Annotated in this window: 18 protein-coding genes; 16 read left to right on the forward strand and 2 right to left on the reverse strand. The window is 75.8% G+C overall.

Annotated elements, in window-relative coordinates; translation table 11 throughout:
- Positions 1–74 precede the first annotated feature (74 nt).
- Positions 75–776 carry a hypothetical protein gene (locus ACFQH9_RS11760; RefSeq protein ID WP_379566032.1) on the reverse strand — a complete coding sequence of 234 codons (702 nt, stop codon included), beginning with the start codon at positions 774–776 and terminating at the stop codon, positions 75–77.
- 420 nt (positions 777–1,196) lie between these two features.
- Here ACFQH9_RS11760 and ACFQH9_RS11765 point away from each other — a divergent pair, with 420 nt between their 5' ends.
- The 10 genes from ACFQH9_RS11765 to ACFQH9_RS11810 all read left to right on the forward strand — a co-directional run bounded on the left by ACFQH9_RS11765 (position 1,197) and on the right by ACFQH9_RS11810 (position 12,273).
- A complete protein-coding gene (locus ACFQH9_RS11765; protein ID WP_379566033.1) occupies positions 1,197–4,574 on the forward strand; it encodes a pyruvate carboxylase in 3,378 nt (1,125 codons plus the stop codon).
- Between the two features lie 146 nt (positions 4,575–4,720).
- Positions 4,721–5,302 (forward strand): 16S rRNA (guanine(966)-N(2))-methyltransferase RsmD, encoded by a 582-nt coding sequence (gene rsmD / locus ACFQH9_RS11770; RefSeq protein ID WP_379566034.1) that lies wholly within the window; start codon positions 4,721–4,723, stop codon positions 5,300–5,302.
- The gene (gene coaD / locus ACFQH9_RS11775) at positions 5,299–5,781 is read left to right on the forward strand and encodes a pantetheine-phosphate adenylyltransferase (RefSeq protein ID WP_379566035.1); all 483 of its coding nucleotides are present in this window, start codon (positions 5,299–5,301) and stop codon (positions 5,779–5,781) included. Before rsmD ends, coaD begins: the two co-directional genes overlap by 4 nt.
- 114 nt (positions 5,782–5,895) lie before the next feature.
- The gene (locus tag ACFQH9_RS11780; RefSeq protein WP_379566036.1) at positions 5,896–6,642 is read left to right on the forward strand and encodes a DivIVA domain-containing protein; all 747 of its coding nucleotides are present in this window, start codon (positions 5,896–5,898) and stop codon (positions 6,640–6,642) included.
- Positions 6,643–6,993: 351 nt separating this feature from the next.
- The gene (locus ACFQH9_RS11785; protein WP_379566037.1) at positions 6,994–8,151 is read left to right on the forward strand and encodes a nucleotide-binding protein; all 1,158 of its coding nucleotides are present in this window, start codon (positions 6,994–6,996) and stop codon (positions 8,149–8,151) included.
- Positions 8,152–8,322: 171 nt separating this feature from the next.
- Entirely contained in the window at positions 8,323–8,907 is a 585-nt protein-coding gene (locus ACFQH9_RS11790) for a YceD family protein (RefSeq protein WP_379566038.1), read from the forward strand.
- 50 nt (positions 8,908–8,957) lie between these two features.
- Positions 8,958–9,140, forward strand: a complete 183-nt coding sequence (gene rpmF / locus ACFQH9_RS11795; protein WP_379566039.1) for a 50S ribosomal protein L32 — start codon at positions 8,958–8,960, stop codon at positions 9,138–9,140.
- 7 nt (positions 9,141–9,147) lie between these two features.
- Positions 9,148–9,891 carry a ribonuclease III gene (gene rnc / locus ACFQH9_RS11800; RefSeq protein ID WP_379566040.1) on the forward strand — a complete coding sequence of 248 codons (744 nt, stop codon included), beginning with the start codon at positions 9,148–9,150 and terminating at the stop codon, positions 9,889–9,891.
- A gap of 15 nt (positions 9,892–9,906) precedes the next feature.
- A complete protein-coding gene (mutM, locus tag ACFQH9_RS11805; RefSeq protein ID WP_379566041.1) occupies positions 9,907–10,785 on the forward strand; it encodes a bifunctional DNA-formamidopyrimidine glycosylase/DNA-(apurinic or apyrimidinic site) lyase in 879 nt (292 codons plus the stop codon).
- Between the two features lie 78 nt (positions 10,786–10,863).
- The gene (locus ACFQH9_RS11810; RefSeq protein ID WP_379566042.1) at positions 10,864–12,273 is read left to right on the forward strand and encodes a selenium-binding protein SBP56-related protein; all 1,410 of its coding nucleotides are present in this window, start codon (positions 10,864–10,866) and stop codon (positions 12,271–12,273) included.
- Between the two features lie 12 nt (positions 12,274–12,285).
- Here ACFQH9_RS11810 and ACFQH9_RS11815 read toward each other — a convergent pair whose 3' ends face one another.
- Positions 12,286–12,840 carry a hypothetical protein gene (locus ACFQH9_RS11815; RefSeq protein WP_379566043.1) on the reverse strand — a complete coding sequence of 185 codons (555 nt, stop codon included), beginning with the start codon at positions 12,838–12,840 and terminating at the stop codon, positions 12,286–12,288.
- 501 nt (positions 12,841–13,341) lie between these two features.
- Between ACFQH9_RS11815 and lanL the strand changes: the two genes are divergently transcribed.
- The 6 genes from lanL to ACFQH9_RS11845 all read left to right on the forward strand — a co-directional run bounded on the left by lanL (position 13,342) and on the right by ACFQH9_RS11845 (position 22,130).
- Positions 13,342–17,877 (forward strand): class IV lanthionine synthetase LanL, encoded by a 4,536-nt coding sequence (lanL, locus tag ACFQH9_RS11820; protein WP_379566044.1) that lies wholly within the window; start codon positions 13,342–13,344, stop codon positions 17,875–17,877.
- Positions 17,878–17,888: 11 nt separating this feature from the next.
- Positions 17,889–18,035: a hypothetical protein gene (locus ACFQH9_RS11825; RefSeq protein WP_379566045.1), complete on the forward strand. Its 147-nt coding sequence runs from the start codon at positions 17,889–17,891 to the stop codon at positions 18,033–18,035.
- 52 nt (positions 18,036–18,087) lie between these two features.
- Complete coding sequence (locus ACFQH9_RS11830; RefSeq protein WP_379566046.1) at positions 18,088–18,237, forward strand: hypothetical protein; 150 nt, start codon at positions 18,088–18,090, stop codon at positions 18,235–18,237.
- Positions 18,238–18,400: 163 nt separating this feature from the next.
- Positions 18,401–19,501 carry an ABC transporter transmembrane domain-containing protein gene (locus ACFQH9_RS11835; RefSeq protein WP_379566047.1) on the forward strand — a complete coding sequence of 367 codons (1,101 nt, stop codon included), beginning with the start codon at positions 18,401–18,403 and terminating at the stop codon, positions 19,499–19,501.
- On the forward strand, positions 19,498–20,205 hold the full coding sequence (locus ACFQH9_RS11840; RefSeq protein WP_379566048.1) for an ATP-binding cassette domain-containing protein: 708 nt from the start codon (positions 19,498–19,500) through the stop codon (positions 20,203–20,205). The genes ACFQH9_RS11835 and ACFQH9_RS11840 overlap by 4 nt, the downstream gene beginning before the upstream one ends.
- On the forward strand, positions 20,202–22,130 hold the full coding sequence (locus tag ACFQH9_RS11845) for an ATP-binding cassette domain-containing protein (protein ID WP_379566049.1): 1,929 nt from the start codon (positions 20,202–20,204) through the stop codon (positions 22,128–22,130). Before ACFQH9_RS11840 ends, ACFQH9_RS11845 begins: the two co-directional genes overlap by 4 nt.
- Positions 22,131–22,170 lie beyond the last annotated feature (40 nt).

The raw sequence follows: 22,170 nt of genomic DNA on the forward strand, positions 1-22,170 counted from the left end.
CGCCGGGGGCTCCCGCGAGTCGGGAGTTCCGGCACCGCGAGTCGGGAGTTCCGGCACCGCCGACTCCCGGGAATCTAGGCGCTGAGCTGGCCCCGGCCCTCGTTCTCCAGCGCGGCGACCGCGGCGCGGGGCAGGTGCACCACGCCCGCCTTCTCGAGCCGGGCCAGCTCCGAACGGGCCATCGCGTACGCGGCGAGGCGCTCGGCGTCGTTGTCCGAGTCCCGCGCCGTCGTCAGCAGCTTGATCGCCCGCTCCACCGACGCGCGTTCCGACGCCGAGAGCGAGGAGTGCCGGATCCGCTCGGCGGCGTCCCGCGCGGCCTCCCACGCCCGCACCGCCCGGTCGACGGCCGCGACGAACATCTCGGCGTGGTGGCGGTCGGCGGGCCGGGTGTCCGTGTCCAGCGCCTGGGCCTCGGCGAACGCCTCCACGAACCGCCCTGTGCTGGGCACCGACACGTCGGCCAGGGCGGGCAGCCGCAGCACGGCCATCGGGTCGCACTCGTAGGCGGTGTACTCCTCGCGCAGCCGGTCGAACCGCGCCCGGGCCTGCGCCCAGGGCGGCGCCGGCGGCGCCTGGGGGCGGACCGCCGCGGCCGGCGGCGGGGGGATCGGGCGGCGACGCCCGGCCCGGTGCGCCGTGATCGCGACGACGGCGAGCAGGAACAGCGGCGAGAAGGAGACCGCGGCGAAGGCCGTCGCGGCCGCGGCGCTGCCCACGAGCCCGATCAGCACGATGATCAGCGGCAGCGCGATCCACGGCGAGGGCACGGCCATGCCCGGTCGGTAGGGGCCGTGGTGCCGGTACGGCGGCCCCGACGCCGCCCGGCGGACCCGTCGCGCGGTCCGCTCACCCGGGTTCTCCCAGCGGGGACCGTGGCCCCGGCCGTAACCGCCGGGCCCGCCGTAGCCGCCCGGGTGATGCGGACGCCGTGTCATTCCTCCTTGGTACCCGAACGGGTGGTGACGTGCATCGACCCTGCGGGGGAATGTCCCGGTCGGCGACCTCGGCGGTGCCCGCCGGTCTCAGCGGCGTCTCAGACGGTCCGGTGCGGACGGGGCCGGGAGGGCCCCGCGCACCCCGTCCCATCTGGTGGTTCAGCGGTCGACGGGTGTCCGGGCCGCGTGCCACGATGCCCCGTCCCCGCCGCCACCGCGGCGCGGACGCACGTCACGTCCGACGGACCAGGGAGCCGGATGTTCTCGAAAGTGCTGGTGGCCAACCGCGGGGAGATCGCGATCCGGGCGTTCCGGGCCGCGTTCGAACTGGGGATCTCGACGGTGGCGGTGTTCCCCCACGAGGACCGCAACTCGCTGCACCGGGCGAAGGCCGACGAGTCGTACCTGATCGGCGAGCGCGGCCACCCGGTGCGGGCGTACCTGTCGGTCGAGGAGATCATCAAGGCGGCGAAGAAGGCGGGGGCCGACGCCGTCTACCCCGGCTACGGCTTCCTGTCCGAGAACCCCGACCTCGCCGCGGCCTGCCAGGAGGCCGGCATCACCTTCGTCGGGCCGCCGTCGGAGGTCCTGCACCTGACCGGCAACAAGTCCCGCGCGGTCGCGGCCGCGCGCGAGGCGGGGGTGCCGGTGCTGAAGTCGTCGGAGCCCTCGGACGACGTGGAGACCCTGCTGGCCGCGGCCGACGAGGTCGGCTTCCCGATCTTCGTCAAGGCGGTCGCCGGCGGCGGCGGCCGCGGCATGCGCCGGGTGCTGCGCCCCGAGGACCTGCGCGACGCCGTCGAGGCCGCCTCGCGGGAGGCCGAGTCGGCGTTCGGCGACGGCACCGTGTTCCTCGAGCAGGCGGTGGTGAACCCCCGCCACATCGAGGTGCAGATCCTGGCCGACGGCGACGGCAACGTCGTGCACCTGTTCGAGCGGGACTGCTCGGTGCAGCGGCGCCACCAGAAGGTCGTGGAGATCGCGCCGGCGCCGAACCTGGACCCCGAGCTGCGCGAGCGCATCTGCGCCGACGCCGTGAACTTCGCCCGCCACATCGGCTACCGCAACGCGGGCACCGTCGAGTTCCTGGTCGACGAGCGCGGTAACCACGTGTTCATCGAGATGAACCCGCGCATCCAGGTCGAGCACACGGTGACCGAGCAGGTCACCGACCGCGACCTCGTGATCGCCCAGCTGCGCATCGCCGCCGGGATGACGCTGCCGGAGCTGCACCTGACCCAGGAGGAGGTCACGCTCTCCGGCGCGGCGCTGCAGTGCCGGGTGACGACCGAGGACCCGGCCAACGGCTTCCGCCCCGACACCGGGGTGATCAGCGCGTACCGCTCGCCCGGCGGTCCCGGCGTGCGGCTCGACGGCGGCACGGTGCACACCGGAGCCGAGGTGTCGGCGCACTTCGACTCGATGCTGGTCAAGCTGACCTGCCACGGCCACGACTTCGCCAACGCGGTGCGCCGCGCCCGCCGCGCGATCGCCGAGTTCCGGATCCGCGGCGTCTCCACGAACCTGCCGTTCCTCGCCGCGGTGCTCGACGACCCGGACTTCGCCGCCGGGCGGATCACGACCAGCTTCATCGAGGACCGGCCGGAGCTGCTGCGGGCGCGCCCCTCGGCGGACCGCGGCTCGCGGATGCTGGCCTACCTGGCCGACGTCACGGTGAACAAGCCGAACGGTGCGCGCCCGGAGGTCGTCGAGCCCGTCGACAAGCTGCCTCCGGTCGACCTGGGCGCCGAGCCGCCCGCCGGGTCCGCCCAGCTCCTGCGCGAGCTGGGGCCGGAGAGGTTCGCGCAGCGGCTGCGCGAGCAGAAGGCCGTGGCGGTCACCGACACGACCTTCCGGGACGCCCACCAGTCGTTGCTGGCCACCCGGATCCGCACCCGGGACCTGCTCGCCGTCGCCCCGCACGTGGCGCGGACGGCGCCGCAGCTGCTCAGCCTGGAGTGCTGGGGCGGGGCGACCTACGACGTCGCGCTGCGGTTCCTGGCCGAGGACCCGTGGGAGCGGCTGGCGGCGCTGAAGGAGGCCGTGCCGAACATCTGCACGCAGATGCTGCTGCGCGGGCGCAACACCGTCGGCTACACGCCGTACCCGACCGAGGTGACGGACGCGTTCGTGGCCGAGGCCGCGAAGACCGGCATGGACGTCTTCCGGATCTTCGACGCGCTCAACGACGTCGCGCAGATGCGCCCGGCGATCGACGCGGTCCGCGAGACCGGCACGGCGGTGGCGGAGGTGGCGCTGTGCTACACCGCCGACCTGTCCGACCCGGGCGAGAAGCTCTACACCCTCGACTACTACCTGCGGCTGGCCGAGCAGATCGTCGAGGCCGGCGCGCACGTGCTGGCGATCAAGGACATGGCCGGGCTGCTGCGGCCGCCGGCCGCGCGCACGCTCGTCGAGGCGCTGCGCAGCCGGTTCGACCTGCCCGTGCACCTGCACACCCACGACACCGCGGGGGGCCAGCTGGCCACGCTGATCACCGCGATCGAGGCCGGGGTCGACGCCGTCGACGGCGCGGTCGCCTCGATGGCCGGCACCACGTCGCAGCCCTCGCTGTCGGCGCTGGTGGCGGCGACCGACCACACCGAGCGGGCGTCGGGGCTGTCCCTGCAGGCGGTGTCGGACCTCGAGCCGTACTGGGAGGCGGTGCGCAAGGTCTACGCGCCGTTCGAGTCCGGGCTCGCCTCGCCGACCGGACGGGTGTACCACCACGAGATCCCCGGCGGGCAGCTGTCCAACCTCCGGCAACAGGCGATCGCGCTCGGGCTGGGGGACCGGTTCGAGCTGATCGAGGACTGCTACGCCGCCGCGGACCGGATGCTCGGCCGGCTGGTCAAGGTCACGCCGTCGTCGAAGGTGGTCGGGGACCTGGCGCTGCACCTGGTCGGTGCCGGGGTCACGGCCGAGGACTTCGAGTCCGACCCGGGCAAGTTCGACGTCCCGGACTCGGTGATCGGGTTCCTGCGCGGCGAGCTGGGCGACCCGCCCGGCGGCTGGCCCGAGCCCTTCCGGACCCGGGCGCTGGAGGGCCGCTCGCCGGAGGCCGAGCACGCCGAGCTCTCCATCGAGGACCGGCGCGGACTGCGCGACGAGCCCCGCCAGACGCTCAACCGGCTGCTGTTCCCCGGCCCGACCAAGGAGTTCGACGCCCACCGGGAGCACTACGGCGACACCAGCGTGCTGTCGTCGAAGGACTTCTTCTACGGGCTCGAGCCGGACATCGAGCACACGGTCACCCTCGAGCAGGGCGTCACGCTGCTGATCGAGCTGGAGGCGATCTCCGAGCCGGACGAGCGCGGCTACCGCACCGTGCTGACCACGCTCAACGGGCAGCTGCGGCCGGTGTCGGTGCGCGACGAGTCCATCCAGACGGACGTCAAGGCCGCGGAGAAGGCCGAGCGGGGCAACGACCACCACGTGGCCGCGCCGTTCGGCGGTGTGGTGACGCTGCAGGTCGGCGAGGGCGACTCCGTCTCCTCGGGCCAGACCGTCGCCACCATCGAGGCCATGAAGATGGAGGCCGGCATCTCCGCCCAGCGCGACGGCACCGTCACGCGGCTGGCCATCGGCAAGGTCCAGCAGGTGGAGGGCGGCGACCTGCTGCTCGAGATCGAGTAGCGCGGTGAGTGGCGGCGGCGGCGCCGGCGGCTGTCGCCACCCGCGAGCCCGGCCCCGCCCCTGCCCGCACGAACGGCACTGTCGTGCGCTAGGACTGCACGAGAGTGCCGTTCGTGCGGCGTGCGGGCAGGGGAGGGTCGGGTGCGGTGACGCGGATCATCGGGGGACGCGCCGGCGGGCGGCGGCTCGCGGTCCCCGGCGTGGGCACCCGGCCCACCTCCGACCGCGTCCGCGAGGCGCTGTTCTCCTCGCTCGACCACGACCCGGGTCTCGAGGGCGCCACGGTGCTCGACCTCTGCGCGGGCACCGGGGCGCTCGGGCTGGAGGCCCTGTCCCGCGGGGCGGAGCACGCCACGTTCGTCGAGCTGGACCGGCGGGCGGTGGCGGTGCTGAAGAAGAACGTCGCGGCCGTGGGGCTGGGTGGGGACGTGCGGTACGGGCCCGCCGGCACCGTGCTCGAGACGGACCCGCCGCGCGCCCACGACCTCGTGTTCGTCGACCCGCCGTACGCCGAGCCGGACGAGGCGATCGCGCGGTGGCTGCACACGGGGCGCCGGACCGGGTGGATCGCCGCCGAGGCGGTGGTGGTCGTGGAGCGGGCCCGGTCGAAGGGCGGGTTCCCCTGGCCGGCGGGGTTCGCGGCGGTGCGTGAGCGTCGTTACGGGGACACGGTGATCCACGTCGGCGGCTGTTACGGTCCGGCCATGCCAGCTGAGGCGCAGCGATGAGGCGCGCGGTCTGCCCGGGCTCGTTCGACCCCGTGACGCTCGGCCACCTCGACGTCATCTCGCGGGCGGCGGGCCTGTTCGACGAGGTCGTCGTCGCCGTGCTGATCAACAAGAAGAAGCAGGGCCTGTTCTCGGTCGAGGAGCGCATCGCGATGCTCGAGGAGGTCACGGCCGACCTCGCGAACGTCCGTGCGGACTCCTTCCACGGCCTGCTCGTGGACTACTGCCGCGCGCACGACATCAAGGCCATCGTGAAGGGCCTGCGCGCCGTCACGGACTTCGACTACGAGCTGCAGATGGCGCAGATGAACCAGCGGCTCTCCGGCGTCGACACGCTGTTCATGTCGACCAACCCGGAGTTCAGCTTCCTGTCCAGCTCGCTGGTCAAGGAGGTCGCGACCTACGGCGGCGACGTCGCGCACCTGCTGCCGCCGACGGTGCACCGCCAGCTCCTGGACCGGATCGCCGAGCGCAACTGAGCGCGTACCCGGGAACCGCGGGGACCATGCCCGTGATCACCCGGACGGAACTTGACACGCCCTGGGCGCGGGCAATACGGGGAACGCGGGCCCGCCGGTGAGAGGATCGCCGCCGTGTACAGGGTCTTCGAGTCGCTCGACGCACTGGTGACGGTGGTGGAGGAGGCGCGCGGCGTCCCCATGACCGCCAACTGCGTGGTGCCGCGCGGCGACGTCCTCGACCTGCTCGACGACCTCCGCGAGGCGGTCCCCGGCGAGCTCGACGACGCCCAGGACGTCCTCGACCGGAGGGACGAGATCGTCGGCGAGGCGGAGCGGGAGGCCGAGGAGACCCGCACCGCCGCCGCGACCGAGGCCGAGGAGATGCTCGCCGAGGCCCGGGCCGAGGCCGAACGGCTGGTGGCCGAGGCCCGCGAGGAGGCCGAGCGCACCCTCGCCGACGCCCGGCACGAGGCCGACACGATGATCGCCGACGGCCGGCAGGAGTACGAGGAGCTCACCGAGCGGGCCCGGCACGAGGCCGACCGGCTCGCCGAGGCCGGGCGCGCCACGCACGACCGGTACGTCGCCGACGGGCAGGCCGAGCAGGCCCGGCTGGTCTCCGGCACCGAGGTCGTCCGGGCGGCGCACGCCGAGGCGGCCCGGATCGTCGACACCGCCGACGGTGAGGCGGACCGGCTCCGGCGCGAGTGCGACGGCTACGTCGACGCCAAGCTCGCCGAGTTCGAGGACACCCTCACCAAGGCGTTGCGCACGGTCAGCCGGGGGCGCAGCCAGCTGTGGAAGGGCGGCTCGCCCAACGGCACCCCCGCCACCGCCCTGCACGGGCGGACGGGGACGGGGATGGACCTGATCGACTGACTCCTGGCCCTCGCCGCCGGCCGGTGATCGCCGGTCCGGTGCGCTCGGGGCGGTGCGGGGCGCCGTGGGCGCTGCTCGTCGCTGATCGTGCTCCGCGCAGCGGCGGGTCCGTGATCGCCGCTCGCGGCGATGCGCGTCGTGATCGGCACCGGGTGCGGCGACGGCGGGTGCGGGCTCGACGACGATGATCGTCGGCCGGATGCGCCGAGGGTCGCGGGGGCGCTTCGCGTCGAGCACGGTGCCGTACGAGCCGGGCGGCCACGGCCCGTCCAGCAGCCGACGCGTGGCGCGTGATCCACTATCCGGTCAATCCTCTCCAACAGAGCGTGCCCGTCGGACTACTCTGCGCGCATGGCCCGCCACGACGAGCCGGATCCGGCGACCTGGTGGGAGCGGTACGGCCACCGCCTGCACGGCGAGCCGACGGGATCCGGCGAAGGGGAGACGACGGTGGCTGAGCACGAGGGGCGCGAGCCGCGGGCGGCCTACCCGCAGCGGCAGGGTGGTGAGGCAGGAGCCTGGTTCACCGATCCCTCCGGCCCGCCGGCGGCCGAGCGGGCCGAGCCGGGACGTCGTCCGTCCGGCCCGGCGCATCTCCGCGCCTTCGACCCGGACTCGCTCGTGCGGGCCCGCGGGCCGGTGCCGGACCGCGGCTGGCGCAGGATCCTGCACACCGCGACGCTCGGCCGGATCGACCCCGGACCCAGCGCCGCGCAGCTCGCCGCCCAGGACCGGCTCGCCCGGGTGCGCAGCCACCTCGCCGGGACGCACCGGGTGGCGGTGACCTCGCTGAAGGGCGGCGTCGGCAAGACCACCGTGACCGCGTGCCTGGGGCTCGCCCTGGCCGAGCACCGCGGCGACCGCATCCTCGCGCTCGACGCCAACCCCGACGCCGGCACGCTCGCGGACCGGCTGACCGGGCAGAGCGACCGCACGGTCCGCGACCTGCTCGACGACCTCGACGCCATCGACTCCTGGACCGCGGTCTCGCGCTACACCAGCCTCGCGGGCCGGCTGCAGGTCCTCGCCTCCGAACAGGACCCGGCGGCGGGGGAGGCGTTCACCCGCGACGAGTACCTGCGGGCCGACGAGGTGCTCGCCCGGTTCTTCAGCGTCATGATCACCGACTCCGGAACCGGCATGGTGCACTCGGCGATGGCCGGGACGCTCGACGTCGCCGACTCGCTGGTCGTCGTCGGGGCGCCGACGGTCGACGGGGCGGGCCGGGCCAGCAAGACCCTCGACTGGCTGGTCGCGCACGGGCGCGAGCGGCTGGTGTCCGACGCCGTGGTGGTGCTGGTCGGGCGCGCGGGCCGCGAGATCGACGCGCCGGCGTTGCGGGAACACTTCGGCGGACGGTGTCGCGCGGTGGTCGAGGTGCCGCACGACCCGCACCTCGCGACGGGCGGGCGGATCGACCCGGGCCGGCTGCGACCGGCCACGCGGGACGCCTTCCTGGAGCTGGCCGCCGCGGTCGCCGAGGCCTTCCCGGCGCGCGTCGGCCGCTGAGGGCCGGCTGCGCCGCCTCCCGGCATCGCACATTCGGTGGTGCGAAACCGCCGACTCGCGGTGCTGGAAGCCCCGACTCGCGGTGCGGGAGCTCGCGACTCGCGGGGGAGAGCCGGGGTGGGATTCGCGGTGGACGGCGGGGCGCGAACTGGGCGTATCCTCGCGCTCGTCATGAGCACGAACCGCGCCCCCGCCCCCCGCCCCGAGACCAGCCCCTGGGTGTTCTCCACCCGCGAGATGGGCCGTCGCCCGGGCACCATGCGCACCGTCACCCGGTCGGTCCCCGGCCCGGGAACCGAACGCGCCGACGAGGCCATCGGCCTGGTCGGCGTCCTCGCCGTGCCCCCGGGCAGCCCGGTGGAGCTGGACCTGCGCCTGGAGTCGGTGAGCGAGGGCGTCTACGTCTCCGGCACCGCCGCGGCGCACCTCGCGGGCGAGTGCTCCCGGTGCCTCGACGAGCTCGACGAGGACCTCGAGGTGCGCATCGAGGAGCTGTTCGCCTACCCGGACAGTGTGACCGAGGAGACCACCGACTCCGACGAGGTCCCGCGGGTCGTCGACGAGCACGTGGACCTCGAGCAGACCGTGCGCGACGCGATCGTGCTGGAGCTCCCGCTCGCCCCGCTGTGCAGCGAGGACTGCCCCGGACTGTGCCCGGAGTGCGGCGGACGACGGGCCGATCTCGGGCCGGACCACCGGCATGAGACACTGGATCCTCGGTGGGCCGCTCTGCGTGAGCGCCTGCCTTCCGACTGAAGACGTCTCGACGTCGCAAGACTCTCGAGCACAACCGTAGGAGATCTGCCGTGGCCGTACCCAAGCGCCGGATGTCGCGGTCCAACACGCGCTCTCGTCGGGCGCAGTGGAAGGCCAGCGCGCCGACCCTCGTCGCCTGCAGCAACCGCGCCTGTGGCGAGCTCAGGCTGCCCCACGTCGCCTGCCCGGTCTGCGGGCAGTACGACGGTCGTCAGGTCGTCCGACCGGCCTGACCCGCCGGTGGGCGACAAGAGCGTCACGGGGCCGCGCGAGGACCGCAGGCCGCTGCTGGAGGCACTCGGCGTCGAGATCGGCGCCGAGTTGCTCACGCTCGCCCTGACGCACCGCTCGTACGCCTACGAGCACGGCGGCCTGCCGACGAACGAACGGCTGGAGTTCCTGGGCGACTCGGTGCTCGGCATCATCGTCACCGAGCGGCTGTACCGGGACCACCCGGAGCTGCCGGAGGGGCAGCTGGCCAAGCTGCGGGCCAGCGTGGTCAACATGCACGCGCTGGCGGGTGTGGCGGCCACGCTGTCCGAGCACGGGCTGGGCGCGTACATCTCCCTCGGCCGTGGTGAGGAGCTCACCGGCGGCCGGGAGAAGGCGAGCATCCTGGCCGACGCCACCGAGGCCCTGATCGGCGCCGTCTACCTCGAGCACGGGCTGGAGACGGCCCGGTCGCTGGTGCACCGCCTGTTCGGCGACCTGCTGCAGGGCGCCCCGCTGCTCGGCGCGGGCCTGGACTGGAAGACCAGCCTCCAGGAGCTCACCGCGTCCGAGGGGCTCGGCGTGCCGGAGTACCGGATCGCCGAGGAGGGCCCCGACCACCTCAAGACCTTCACGGCCACCGCGGTCGTCGGGGGTCGCGAGCTCGGCTCGGGGGACGGGCGCACCAAGAAGGAGGCCGAGCAGAAGGCCGCCGCGCTCGCCTGGCGCACAATCACGGACGAGACGCAGAAGTCGCCCCAGGCGCAGCGGTGAGCGCCCGGAGCTGACGTGCCGGAGCTGCCCGAGGTCGAGGTGGTCCGCCGCGGTCTCGCCGACCACGTCCTCGACCGCACCGTCGCCGAGGTCACCGTCGCGCACCCGCGCGCGGTGCGCCGGCACCTCGCGGGCGGGGAGGACTTCGCGGCCCGCCTGAAGGGCCGCACGATCACCGCGGCGCGGCGTCGGGGCAAGTACCTCTGGCTCGAGCTGGACGGCGCCGGGCCGGGCGACGACGCGATCCTCGCCCACCTCGGGATGAGCGGCCAGATGCTCGTCGTCACCCCGGACCGCCCGGACGAGAAGCACCTGCGGATCCGCCTGCGGTTCGACGACGAGGGCCCCGAGCTGCGGTTCGTCGACCAGCGGACCTTCGGCGGCCTGTCGGTCCACCCGCTCACCGAGGCCGCCGGCGGGGGGCTGCTGCCCGAGCCCGTCGCGCACATCGGCCGCGACCCGATGGACCCGCTGTTCTCGCTCGACGGCGCCGTGGCCGCCATGCGCCGCCGCCGCACCGAGATCAAGCGGGCGCTGCTCGACCAGACGATCGTCTCCGGGATCGGCAACATCTACGCCGACGAGGCGCTCTGGCGGGCCCGGCTGCACGGGGCCCGGCCCACCGAGAAGCTCACCCGCAAGCAGGGCGTGGCCGTGCTCGAGGCCGCCGCCGCGGTCATGGCGGAGGCCCTCGACCAGGGCGGCACCTCGTTCGACGCGTTGTACGTCGACGTCAACGGCGCCTCGGGCTACTTCGACCGCTCGCTGGCGGTGTACGGCCGGACGGACGAGCCGTGCCGCCGCTGCGGCACCCCGATCCGCCGCGAGGCGTTCATGAACCGCAGCTCCTTCTCCTGCCCGCGCTGTCAGCCGCGCCCCCGCGCCGTCCGCTGATCCCGCGCAGGGCCTTGACCGGGTACCCGGTTTCGGCGAAGTGTGGACGATTTCTCCGGGAAACGAGGAGGTCGTCCCATGTCGCACTCTGTCAGCGACCCGACGTTCTACCGCTCCGCCGCCGAGGCCGCGGCGGCCCCGCCCGAGCGCCTGGCGTACGTCGCCGCCTTCGACCGGTCGGCCGAACGGCCCGACGCCATGGCCGTCGTCGACGTCGACCCGGACGCGGCGAGCTACGGCCGCGTCGTCGGCTGGACGGACATGCCCGGCACCGGCGACGAGCTGCACCACTTCGGCTGGAACGCCTGCTCCTCGGCCCTCGCGCACGCCGGGCACGACACCGACGGCCTGGCCCGGCGGTTCCTGCTGGTCCCGGGCCTGCGGTCGTCGAACGTCCACGTCCTCGACACCGTGCCGGACCCGCGCTCCCCGCGCCTGGTCCGCACGATCACGGCCAAGGACCTGTCCGAGGCGGCGGGATACTCGCGGCCGCACACGCTGCACTGCGGGCCCGACGGCGTGTTCCTCACCTGCATCGGCGGCCCCCGGGGCGACGACGACGGTCCCGGCGGGATCGCCCTGCTCGACCACTCGACCTTCCAGGTGCTCCGGGCCTGGGAGACCGACCGCGGCCCGCAGCGGCTGGCCTACGACGCCTGGTGGCACCTCAACCGCAACGTCCTGATCTCCAGCGAGTGGGGCCACCCGTCGATGATCGAGGACGGCGTGGTGCCCGAGCTGCTGCTCGGCAACGAGTACGGGCACGCGATCCACGTCTGGGACCTCGCCGAGGGCCGCCACCTGCAGCGCCTCGAGCTCGGTGCCCAGCACCAGATGGCGCTGGAGGTGCGGCCCTCGCACGATCCCGAGGCGACCTGGGGCTTCGTGGGCGTCGTGATCTCGACCGAGGACCTGTCGGGATCGATCTTCCGGTGGTTCCTCGACGGCGACGAGTGGCGTGCCGAGAAGGTGATCTCGATCCCGGCCGAGCCCGCCGACCCCGAGGTGCTGCCACCCGCCCTGCAGCCCTTCTCCGCGGTGCCACCGCTCATCACCGACATCGACCTCTCGGTCGACGACCGCTTCCTGTACGTCTCCTGCTGGGGGACCGGCGAGCTGAAGCAGTTCGACGTCTCCGACCCCGCCCACCCGCGGGAGGCGGGCTCGATCCGGCTCGGCGGCATCGTCGAGCGGACCTCCCACCCGGCGGCTCCCGGCCTCCCGCTCTCGGGCGGGCCGCAGATGGTCGAGGTCAGCCGGGACGGGCGGCGCGTCTACTTCACCAACTCGCTCTACGGGGCCTGGGACGACCAGTTCTACCCGGACGGCGTGGGCGCGTGGATGGCGGAGGCCGACGTCGGGCCGGACGGCGGGATGACCCTCGACCAGCGGTTCTTCCCGCACGGCGACGACTTCCGCGGCCTGCGCGTGCACCAGGTCCGGCTGCAGGGCGGGGACGCGTCCTCGGACTCCTACTGCTACCGGTGAGGCCGCCGCCGGTCAGCGCAGCGTCACCCGGAGGTCGGCGGAGCCGGCTCCGACCGACCGCACCTCCACCGCCACCCGGTTGACGGTGATCCGCGCGCCGGTGCCCGCGGTGAGCCGGACGGAGGACGAGCCGTCGGAGGTCGTCGTCCGCATTCCGCGGCACCGGCCCGAGCAGCTCGTGCTCACCTGCCGGCCCGGCAGCACGGCGACGAGGGCGACCCCGTCCGCGTCGACGGCGTCGACCCGGATCTCGGTGACCTCCGCACCGGCCGGGAGCGGGATCGACGCGGGCCCGTCGACCCGGACCTCGCACGGCCCCTGCCCGCACGCCGAGAAGCCGTCCGGGAGGCCGTCCGCGGGATCGTCCGCTCGGGTGTCCTGCGCGGGTGGTGCCTGCGGGGCGGCCGGGACCGGGACGGCGCCCGTGGTCTGCACGGGACCGGGCTGCGGTCGGGGTGGCGTGGTCGTGGGGGCCGGGCCCGCCGCGCACGCCGCCGCGAGGGTCAGCGCGAGGGCGGACAGCACGACCGGGCCCAGCCGGCCGCGCGGGGACGGGAGCACGTGCATGGGGTCGTCCGTTCGCGGGTGGTCGGGGTCGCGTGCGCGGACCCGGGTGCCGGCTACGAGCGGGCGGGACCGGGTGACACGCGGACCTCGAGCGGTGCGGGTGCACGGCGAGGTCAGGGCCGGTGAGCGCCGCCTGACGCGACGCCGGCACCGACGGTAGCGGCTGCCCGCAGCCGAGGGGAGGCCTCCGGACCGCCGGATCGACCAATCGCGTCGGGACGTGCGCTGTGCGTGATCCTGCGTATGGCGCGAGCCACACACCGTCCGCTATCGTCACTCCTCGTTCCGGTTCCGGCGGTCCCGACACCGCCGACGACGGAACCTCTTCACCGCCCCGGACCTCGGCGGGCCAGCAGTCACGGCCGTGCCCGAGGGGGCGATCCCATGAGTGTCCAGTGGTCGGAGCGTCCGCCGCTCGGGCGACGCCGCGGTGGGTCGGGGGCGGGCGCCACCACCGGCCGCGCCGCGGCGCCCGGGGCGCCGGACTGTCCGGCTCTGGGGATGTCCCGCCGCCCGGCCGTGCGGCCCGCTCCCACGGACCTGACCCCACTGGTCGAGGGGTTGCTGGCCGCGGCGGGGCCGGACTGGACCGTGCACCGCGGCGACACCTGGTCCACCGCGACACCCGCGGGTCGGCGCCCCCGCGACGCCGGGTGGAAGCTGCACCTCTCCGCGACGCCGTGCACGGCCCCCACGGTGCTGACCGCGATCGCCCCGTGCCTGGTCGCCCACCGCGTCGCGTTCAAGTTCGCGCCCGACCTCGCCGCGGTGCGGGCGCTGGGCAGCCGAGAGTGCCACCGCGCCCAGGCGGGGAAGGTCGTCACGGTCTATCCCGGTGACGACGCCGAGTTCGTCACGCTCGCCGCTGAGCTCGACGCCCTGACGTACGGCCTCGCCGGGCCGCGGATCCTCTCCGACCGTCCCTACCGCCCGGGCAGCCTCGTCCACTACCGCTACGGCGCCTTCGACCGGCCCGCCGAGCTGACCACGGACGGCCTCTACCGCGGTGTCCTCGTGACGCCGGAGGGGGTGACCGTGCCGGACCGGCGCGAGGCCCACTTCTCCAGCCCGGCCTGGGCGACCTGCCCGCTGCCCGGACCGGCGGAGGAACCGGCGGGGGCGCGCTCCGTCCTGCTCGGCGACCGCTTCACCGTGCACGCCGCACTGCGGCACTCCACGAAGGGTGGGGTCTATCTCGCCGACGACGCGGTGCTCGGCGGCACGGTCGTCGTCAAGCAGGCCCGCGCCCACACCGAGGTGGACGGCTCCGGCCGCGACGCCCGCGACGCGCTCCGGCAGGAGGCGGACATGCTGCTCCGGCTCGCGCCGACCGGCCTCGTGCCCCGCCTGCTCACCACGTTCGCGCAGGACGGTGACGAGTTCCTGGTCGAGGAGCACCTCGACCGGGCCCCGCTGGGCGCGTGGACCGCGGCCCACTGCCGGCCCGGCCCGGGTGTCGCGGCGGACGAGGCGGTCGCGATGGCCGCGCGCCTGGCCGAGCTGGTGGCGCAGGTGCATGAGCACGGTGTCGTGCTGCGCGACCTGAGCCCGACGAACGTCCTCGTCGACGCCGCGGGACAGCCCGCCGTCGTCGATCTCGAACTGGCCGCGCCGATCGGCGCACGGGCGCGGCGGGGCGGCACGCCCGGCTACCGCGCGCCCGAGCACGACGGGCCGGGGCCGGACCCCGTCGCCGCCGTCGCCGAGGACCTGTTCGCGCTGGGCTGCCTGTTCCTCCTGCTGGCCGCGGGGTCCGACCCGGTGCTCCCGGCCGACCGCCCGGTCGGTGCCGAGCCCGTGGCGCCGCGCCTGCTCGCCCGGCTGGACGCGGTGGCCCGCGACCACGAGGCGGCCCGGGCGCTCCGCCCGGCGATCGCCGCCCTGGTGGCCGACGACCCGCGGGACCGGGCGTCGGTGTCGGCCGTGCTGCCGCTGCTCCGGCCGGCCGCGGACCCGATCGTCGCCGCGCCGCCCCGTCCGGCCCCGGACCGCGCCCGGCTCGTGCTGGACGGGCTGGACCACCTGCTCGCGACGACGACCCCGCAGCGCACCGACCGCCTCTGGCCCGCCGGCCGCGGTGCGGCGTTCGACCCGGCCGCCGTGCAGCACGGCGCCGCGGGGGTGCTCGACACGCTCACCGCCGCGCTCGTCGGCTCCGCCGAAGAGCGGCGGGGCGAGCTGCGCGACGCGGTGGCGACCGCGGCCGGCTGGCTGCGCCGGCGGGCGGCCGCGGAGGCCCGGCGGCTCCCGGGCCTGTACTTCGGCCGCTCCGGCACGGCCTGGGCGCTGCACGACGCGGGTGCCGCCCTCGGCGACCCGGACCTGACCGCTGCCGGCGTGCAGATGGCGGCGGGGATCCCGATTCCCCGCCCGGTCAATCCCGACGTGACCCACGGGCTGGCGGGGGCCGGGCTGACGGCCCTGCACCTGTGGTCGGTCACCGGCATCGACGGCATGCTGGAACGGGCTCGCCACTGCGCCGACGACCTGGTGGCCGCCGCCGAGCAGGACGACCGGACGGTGCTCTGGCCGGTGCCGCCCGAGCTGGACTCCGAGCTCGCCGGGGTGCGGCACTACGGCTTCGCCCACGGCGCCGCGGGCATCGGCTACTTCCTGCTGGCGGCCGGTGCCGCGACCGGCGACGGCAGGGCCACCGAGCTCGCCCTCACCGCGGCGGACACCCTCTGCGACGCGGCGGTCCTCGACGACGGCGCCGCCTGGTGGCCGGAGGGTCCGGGCGGGCGAGAGCGCCTGGCGCACTGGTGCAACGGGTCGTCCGGCATCGGGACGTTCCTGCTCCGCGCCTGGCGGATCGCGGGCCGGGAGCGCCACGCCGAGCTGGCCGCGGCGGCCGCGGTCGCCGTGCACCGGGCCCGCTGGCGGTCCCTGCCCTCGGCCTGCCACGGCCTGGCGGGCGACGGCGATTTCCTGCTCGACGCCGTCGCCCTGCTCGACGAGCCCCGGCTGCGGGGGTGGGCCGAGGACCTCGCCGAGGCCGCCGCGCTGCGGTACTGCCGGCGCGACGGCCGGCTGCTCGTGGCGGACGAGACGGGCCGGGACGTCGTCGCCGACGCCGGCACCGGGCTGGCCGGCGTACTCCGCTTCCTGCTCCGGCTCGAGCGGGGCGGTGCCCGGGCCTGGATGGTCGACGAGGTCGTCGAGCGGCCGGCATCCGCCGTCTCGTCGGACGCGTCGTCCACCTCGACCGGATCGACCTCGACGGCCTCGTCGGCGCCGGCGGCGGTCCGCCCTCCGAGCCGCCTCGGCTTCCGGTTCTCCCCGTCCGGCCGCCACGGCGCGTGCCTGGTGGGTCGCGGGGGCCGGTACCGGCTGGAGGCGTGGTCGTTCGACCCGCCCCGGCGCCGTGTCGTGCCCGCCGAGCGGCCGGAGACCCGCTGGACCCAGCCGCTAACGCTCGACGACGGGAGCCTGCTGGTCACCCGGCCGATCGACGCCCGGCACCACCTCACCCTGGTCGACCCGGACGGCACGGCCCGGCTCCTCGGCGTGGTCGACGCGCAGGGGCTGCGGCTCGTCGCCGGGCCGGACACGGCGGGCGGCGGTGCGTCCGGTGACACGCTGGGCTGGGCACTCAGCACCGAGCGGGACGGGAGCACGCGGCTCTGGCGGGTCGGCCCGGACGGTCCCGTGGAGGTGGGCCGGGTCCCCGGCGTCGTCCCCAGCAGTGCCTGGCTGGACCCCGCGGGCCGTTCGCTGGCCGTCGGCTGCCTGACCGAGGGGCGGATGCGACCGCTGGTGATCGACACGCTCGACGGCTCGACGCGGCCGTTGTCGGAGCGGGCCGACGAGGGGGTGCGGCCGCTGCTGTGCGCGCCGGCGACCGGGCTGCTGGTCGTCGGGCGCGGCGCGGACCAGCTCGGCTGGGCCGGCGACCACGGGCGGGGCCCGCTGACCTTCCCCGAGTTGCTGCGCAGCACGGACGAGTGCCGCGTGTGGCCGCTCGCCGTGGATCCCCGGGGGCGGCAGGTCCTCCTGCAGCTCGACGAGCCCTGCCGGGCGCGCCTCGCGGTCTACCACCCGGGCGCCGACGAGCTCGTGCCCGTGCCGGTGCCGCCGGGTGTGATCGGCGGCTCGGCGCACTGGGGCGAGGACGCCCTGCGGTTCCCGTTCACCGGGCCCGCCTGGCCGCCCGGGCTGGCCGAGCTGACCCCGCCGACGAGCGGCCGGTTCACCCTGCACCCCGACGGGGACGAGGACGACGGCACCCGGCTGCCCCTCGCACCGGTCGAGCACACCGTCCTCGCCGGACCCGCCGGCCCGATCGAGGCCGTGGTCCACGGGGACCGGGCCACCGCGCACGCGGTGCTGCTCGCCCTGCACGGCGGCCCGATCGGGGCCTGGCGGCTGGCCTACGACCCGCTGATGCACGAGCTCGCCACCGCCGGGCTGCTCGTCGTCGCGCCGAACCTGCGCGGCGGGTGGGGTGCCGGGCCCCGCGACGAGCACACCGGCCGGGGCGCCTGGGGCGGCCCGGACCTGGCCGACCTGCTCGCCCTCGCGCACGACCTCGCTGCGGAGACCGGGGCACCGCTGCAATTGCTCGGGGCGAGCTACGGAGCGTTCCTCGCGCTGCTGGCTGCGGGGATCGAGCCCGGCCTGTGGTCCCACGTCGTCGCGGTGGCGCCCTTCGCCTCGGCGCGGCGGCTCTACCCGGAGGCCGGGCCCGCGGTCCGGGCGATGATCGACAGGCTGGACGGCCTGGCACCGGTCGAGGACGCGCTCGGCGAGCGCGACGTGACGCGGTTCGCCCCGGCGATCACCGCCCGCGTCCTGCTCGCCCACGGCACCGCCGACGACGTGGTCCCCGTCGCCCAGGCGCGCGCCGTCCGCGACGCGCTGCGCGCCGCCGGGACCGAGGCGCGCTACCTCGAGTACCCCGGCGCGGGGCACGGCGTGCTCGACGACGCCGCCGCGCCCGATCTGCCGCGGACCGTGCTGGCCTTCCTGGCCGCCGGCCCCGGCCCGAGAACTTGCCGCGCCCGCGGTGAGACCCGTCCCGACGGTGAGAGGGGGTGAAGGGAGTGGAGGTGACCCGGGAAGTCGCGGCACTGGAGACGCTGCCGGAGAGCACGCCGACGGCGCTCTGTGGCGACTTCGGCTACGACATCACCGTCCAGGTGAACGTCGTCGCCTGCTACTACACCTGCAACGTCACGAACATCAACGAGGCGTGACGCAGACCCTCGCCGTCGGGGCGGGGACGACATCCAGAAGGAGATGAAGCACATGTACACGACGGACATCGACGCCCTGCAGCAGCTGCCGGAGGGTCGGGCCACGGGTCTGGACTTCGACTGGGAGGACGTCATCTACCAGACGAACCGCGTCGACTGCACCATCACCTGCAACGTCACCAACATCAACGCCGTGGGATGACGGATCGGTCGCACGCGACCGGCTGCTGAACGAGGCGTGTGCGAGGGCGCCGTTACCGCCCTCGCACACGCCTCCAGCATTCCACCGCGCGCCTCGCGGCGATCGGCCACCGTCCGCCGCCACCCCCGACCGGGCACGGCCCGGTCCGAGCCCGGGAGCGCCCATGCGCCGATCCTCGACGGAGCCCACCGAGCCCGCCGCCTCCCGGCTGCTGTGGGCCGCAGCACGCCACACCCCCGCCACCACGGCGGTTGCGATCGCGGCCGCCCTCCTGGCCGCGGCCAGCTCCCTGCTCGCACCCGCCGCGCTGGCCGCCGCCATCGACTCCGTGCTCGCACCGCGGGCCGCCGGCGCCGGCCCGTCCACGGCCGTGCTGCTCCTGCTCGGGGTCGTGGCGACGGGTGTGGCCTCCGCCGCCCTCGGCGCCCTGGCGACGACCACGGGTGTCGCCCGGAGCACCGCGTGGCTGCGCCGCCGCGGCGTGGCGGGCCTGCTCGCCCGCGGCTTCTCCGGATCCGCGGACATCCCGGCCGGGGACGCGACCGCCCGCCTCACCGGGATCGCCGCGGCCTCCGGACGCGTGCCGGCGATGACCGTCGGGATGCTGACCGGGCTGCTCGTCGGCGCGGCGGCGCTGGTCGCGCTCGCCCTCGTCGACGTGTGGACCGCGGTGACGGTCCTGACGCTGGTGCCCGTGGGCGTCCTGCTCGCCCGCCGGTTCGCCCGCCGGACCGTCGACGCCTTCACCGACTACCAGCAGACCCAGGCCGCGATCGTGGCCCGGCTCACCGACGCGCTCGCGGGGCGCCGGACCATCCGCGCCAGCGGCACCGTCGAGACCGAGATCACCCGGGTGCTCGCCCCGCTGCCCGCCATGCGCGCCGCGGGCGTGCGGTTCTGGACGCAACAGCGCGATCTCGGCTGGTCCTTCGCCCTGCTCGCCCCCGTGCTGCGGATCCTGGTGCTGGCCGTGGCCGGCCTCGGCGTGGCACAGGGCAGGCTGACCGTCGGGGCGGCGGTCGCGGCGCTCGGCTACACCGAGCTCGTGCTCGGCGCGGCACGGGCCGTGGACACCGTCCTGGAGATCGCGCAGTGCCGCGCCGCCGCGGCCCACCTCGCCGCCGCCGTCGCCCGGCCCTGCCCGGGCCCGACACCCGGCCCGCGTCGGCCCGGCCCGGCGAGCGGCCCCGGCCGCGCGCGGCNCCCGGCCCGCGTCGGCCCGGCCCGGCGAGCGGCCCCGGCCGCGCGCGGCTGTCCGGGGTGACCGTCCGGCTCGGCGACCGGGTCGTGCTGGACGACGTGAACCTGTTGCTCGTGCCGGGGGGGTGCACCGCGGTCGTCGGCGCGTCCGGCTCGGGCAAGACGGTGCTGGTCGGGCTGCTCGGCGGCCTGTACCGCCCGGACGAGGGGGTCGTGCTGGTCGACGGCCGCCCGATCACCGAGCTCGACGCCGCCACCCTCCGGCGCACCGTCGCCTACGCCTTCGAACGTCCCGCGCTGCCCGGCGCCACCCTCGCCGAGGCGATCGGGTACGGCCGGCCGGACGCCGACGACCGGACCATCGCCGACGCCGCCCGTGCCGCCCGCGCCGACCGCTTCGTGCACATGCTCCCGCTCGGGTACGGCACGCCACCCGGCGGCGCCCCGCTCTCCGGCGGCGAGCTCCAACGGCTCGGCCTGGCCCGGGCGGTCGCTCAGGACGCACGCATCACGGTCGTCGACGACGCCACCGCGAGCCTCGACAGCGCCACGGAGGCCGAGGTCGAACAGGCGCTCGCGACGGTGCTGCGCGGGCGCACCCGCGTGATCGTCACCCGGAAGGCGGCGACCGCGGCGGCCGCGGACCGGGTCGTCTGGCTGCACGAGGGCCGGATCCGCGGCTACGCCCCGCACGCCGAGCTGTGGGCGGACCCGGAGTACCGGGCGCTGTTCGTCCCGGCCGGCGCGGCGATCCCGGTGACGTCGTGAGCGCCGAGGCTCTCGCCACCGGGCCGACCACCCCGGTGGCGCTGCTGCGGGCCGGGATGCGCGGGACCCGCCGGGCCTGGGCCGGGCTCGTCGGGTTCAGCGTGTGCGAGGCGGTGCCGGCCGTGCTGACCGCGCGGCTGGTGGCCACCGCGCTCGACGAGGGGTTCCTCGCGGACCGGCCCGGGCTCGGGGTGAGCCTGCTGGGGGCGCTCCTGGTCCTGGCGCTGTGCGGGGCCATGGCCACCCGGCAGATCGTGCCGCGGGTGGCCCGCATCGCGGAGGCCCAGCGCGACCACCTCGTCCGCCACGTGGTGACCGCGACCCTGCGCACCGCGGTGGCCGGGACCGGCCCTGGTCACGACGGCGGCGACGCGGCCGCCGTGGCCCGGCTCACCGGGCAGGTGGAGAACGTGCGGCTCACCGGCGCGGCCCTGCTGCGCACGGCCCGGCAGGTCGCCGTCGCCTTGGTGGCAGGCGTGGCCGGCCTCGCCCTGCTCTCCCCGGTGCTGCTCGCCCTCGTGCTCCCGCCGCTGGTGGCGGCGCTCGTCCTGTTCGGCCGGCTGCTGCGGCCGCTCGCGCGCCGCCAGCGCCGTACCGTGCTGGCCGAGGAGGCGATCGCCACCGAGGCGGCCGGGGTCCTGTTCGGGCTGCGCGACGTGCTGGCCTGCCAGGCCGGCGACCGTGCCGCGGCCGTCCTGCACGGGCGCATCGACGAACAGGTCGCCGCCACCCGTGCGGTCGGGCGCGCGTCGGTGCTGCGGATCCTGGTCGTCGCCCTCGGGGCCCAGGTGCCGCTGGCGGCCCTGCTGCTGGCCGGGCCCCTGCTGGTCGGCCACGGGCTGCTGACGGCCGGCGAGCTCGTCGGAGCGACGAGCTACCTGCTGGTGTCGCTCGGCCCGGCGCTCTCCTCGCTCGTGCACGTCGTGGGGAGCCAGGCGCTGCAGCTGGCCGTGACCGTGCGGAGGCTGGCGGAGCTGGGGGGCACGACGGACGACGCCGGCGACGAGCCGCGCCCGGAACCGGACACCGTGCCGACGCCGCCCCCGGCCTCGAGCGCGTGGCCGCGCCGTCGGCACGCCGGCCCGCGCGGGCTGATCGGTGTCCCACCCGTGTGGGCCGACGTCCGGGCCCGCGGGCTGACCTTCGCCTACGGGCCGCACTCCGCACCCGTCGTCGAGAACCTCGACCTGGACCTCGCCGACGGCGAGCACCTGGCCGTGGTCGGGCCGAGCGGGGGCGGCAAGTCCACGCTCACCCTGCTCCTGGCCGGACTGCTCCGGCCGGCCACCGGCGAGGTCCGGCTGGGGGGCGTCCCGGTCGCCGCACTGCACCCGCGGGCCCGGCACGCCGCGATCACCCTCGTGCCGCAGCAGGCCTACCTGTTCCAGGGCACGGTCGAGGAGAACCTCGGCTACCTCACCCCGTTCGCCGATCCGGCGGCGGTGCACCGCAGCGTGCGGGCGGTGGGGGCCGAGGAGCTGGTGGACGGGCTCGGCGGCCTCCGGGCGACGGTCGTCCCGGGCACGCTGTCGGCCGGGCAGCGCCAGCTCCTCGCGCTGGCGAGGGCCCATCTGTCGCGGGCCCGGTTCTGCATCCTCGACGAGGCCTGCTGCCATCTCGATCCCGCCGCCGAGCAGGCCGCGGAGCGGGCGTTCCGGGAGCGCGGCGGGACCCTGCTGGTCGTCGCGCACCGGATGGGTTCGGCCGCCCGCGCCGACCGCGTCCTGCTGCTCGACGGCGCCCGCGCCCGCGTCGGCACCTACGCCCAGGTGGTCGGACCGGCGCCCGTGCACGCCCCGCCGATCGCCCACTCGACCGTCCGCATCCCGGATCCGGCGGCCGATCGGCCGCGTGACCAGGCGTCACCCTGCGTGGTGACGCACGGCCGACCGGAGGGCGACGACCTGAGAGGTCTGGTTCACTGACGGCGTCATCACGGGCCGTCGAGACCACGGCGCTCCGTGC

Origin of the sequence: Pseudonocardia lutea (assembly GCF_042658055.1) — a bacterium.
Classification (GTDB): Bacteria; Actinomycetota; Actinomycetes; order Mycobacteriales; family Pseudonocardiaceae; genus Pseudonocardia; species Pseudonocardia lutea.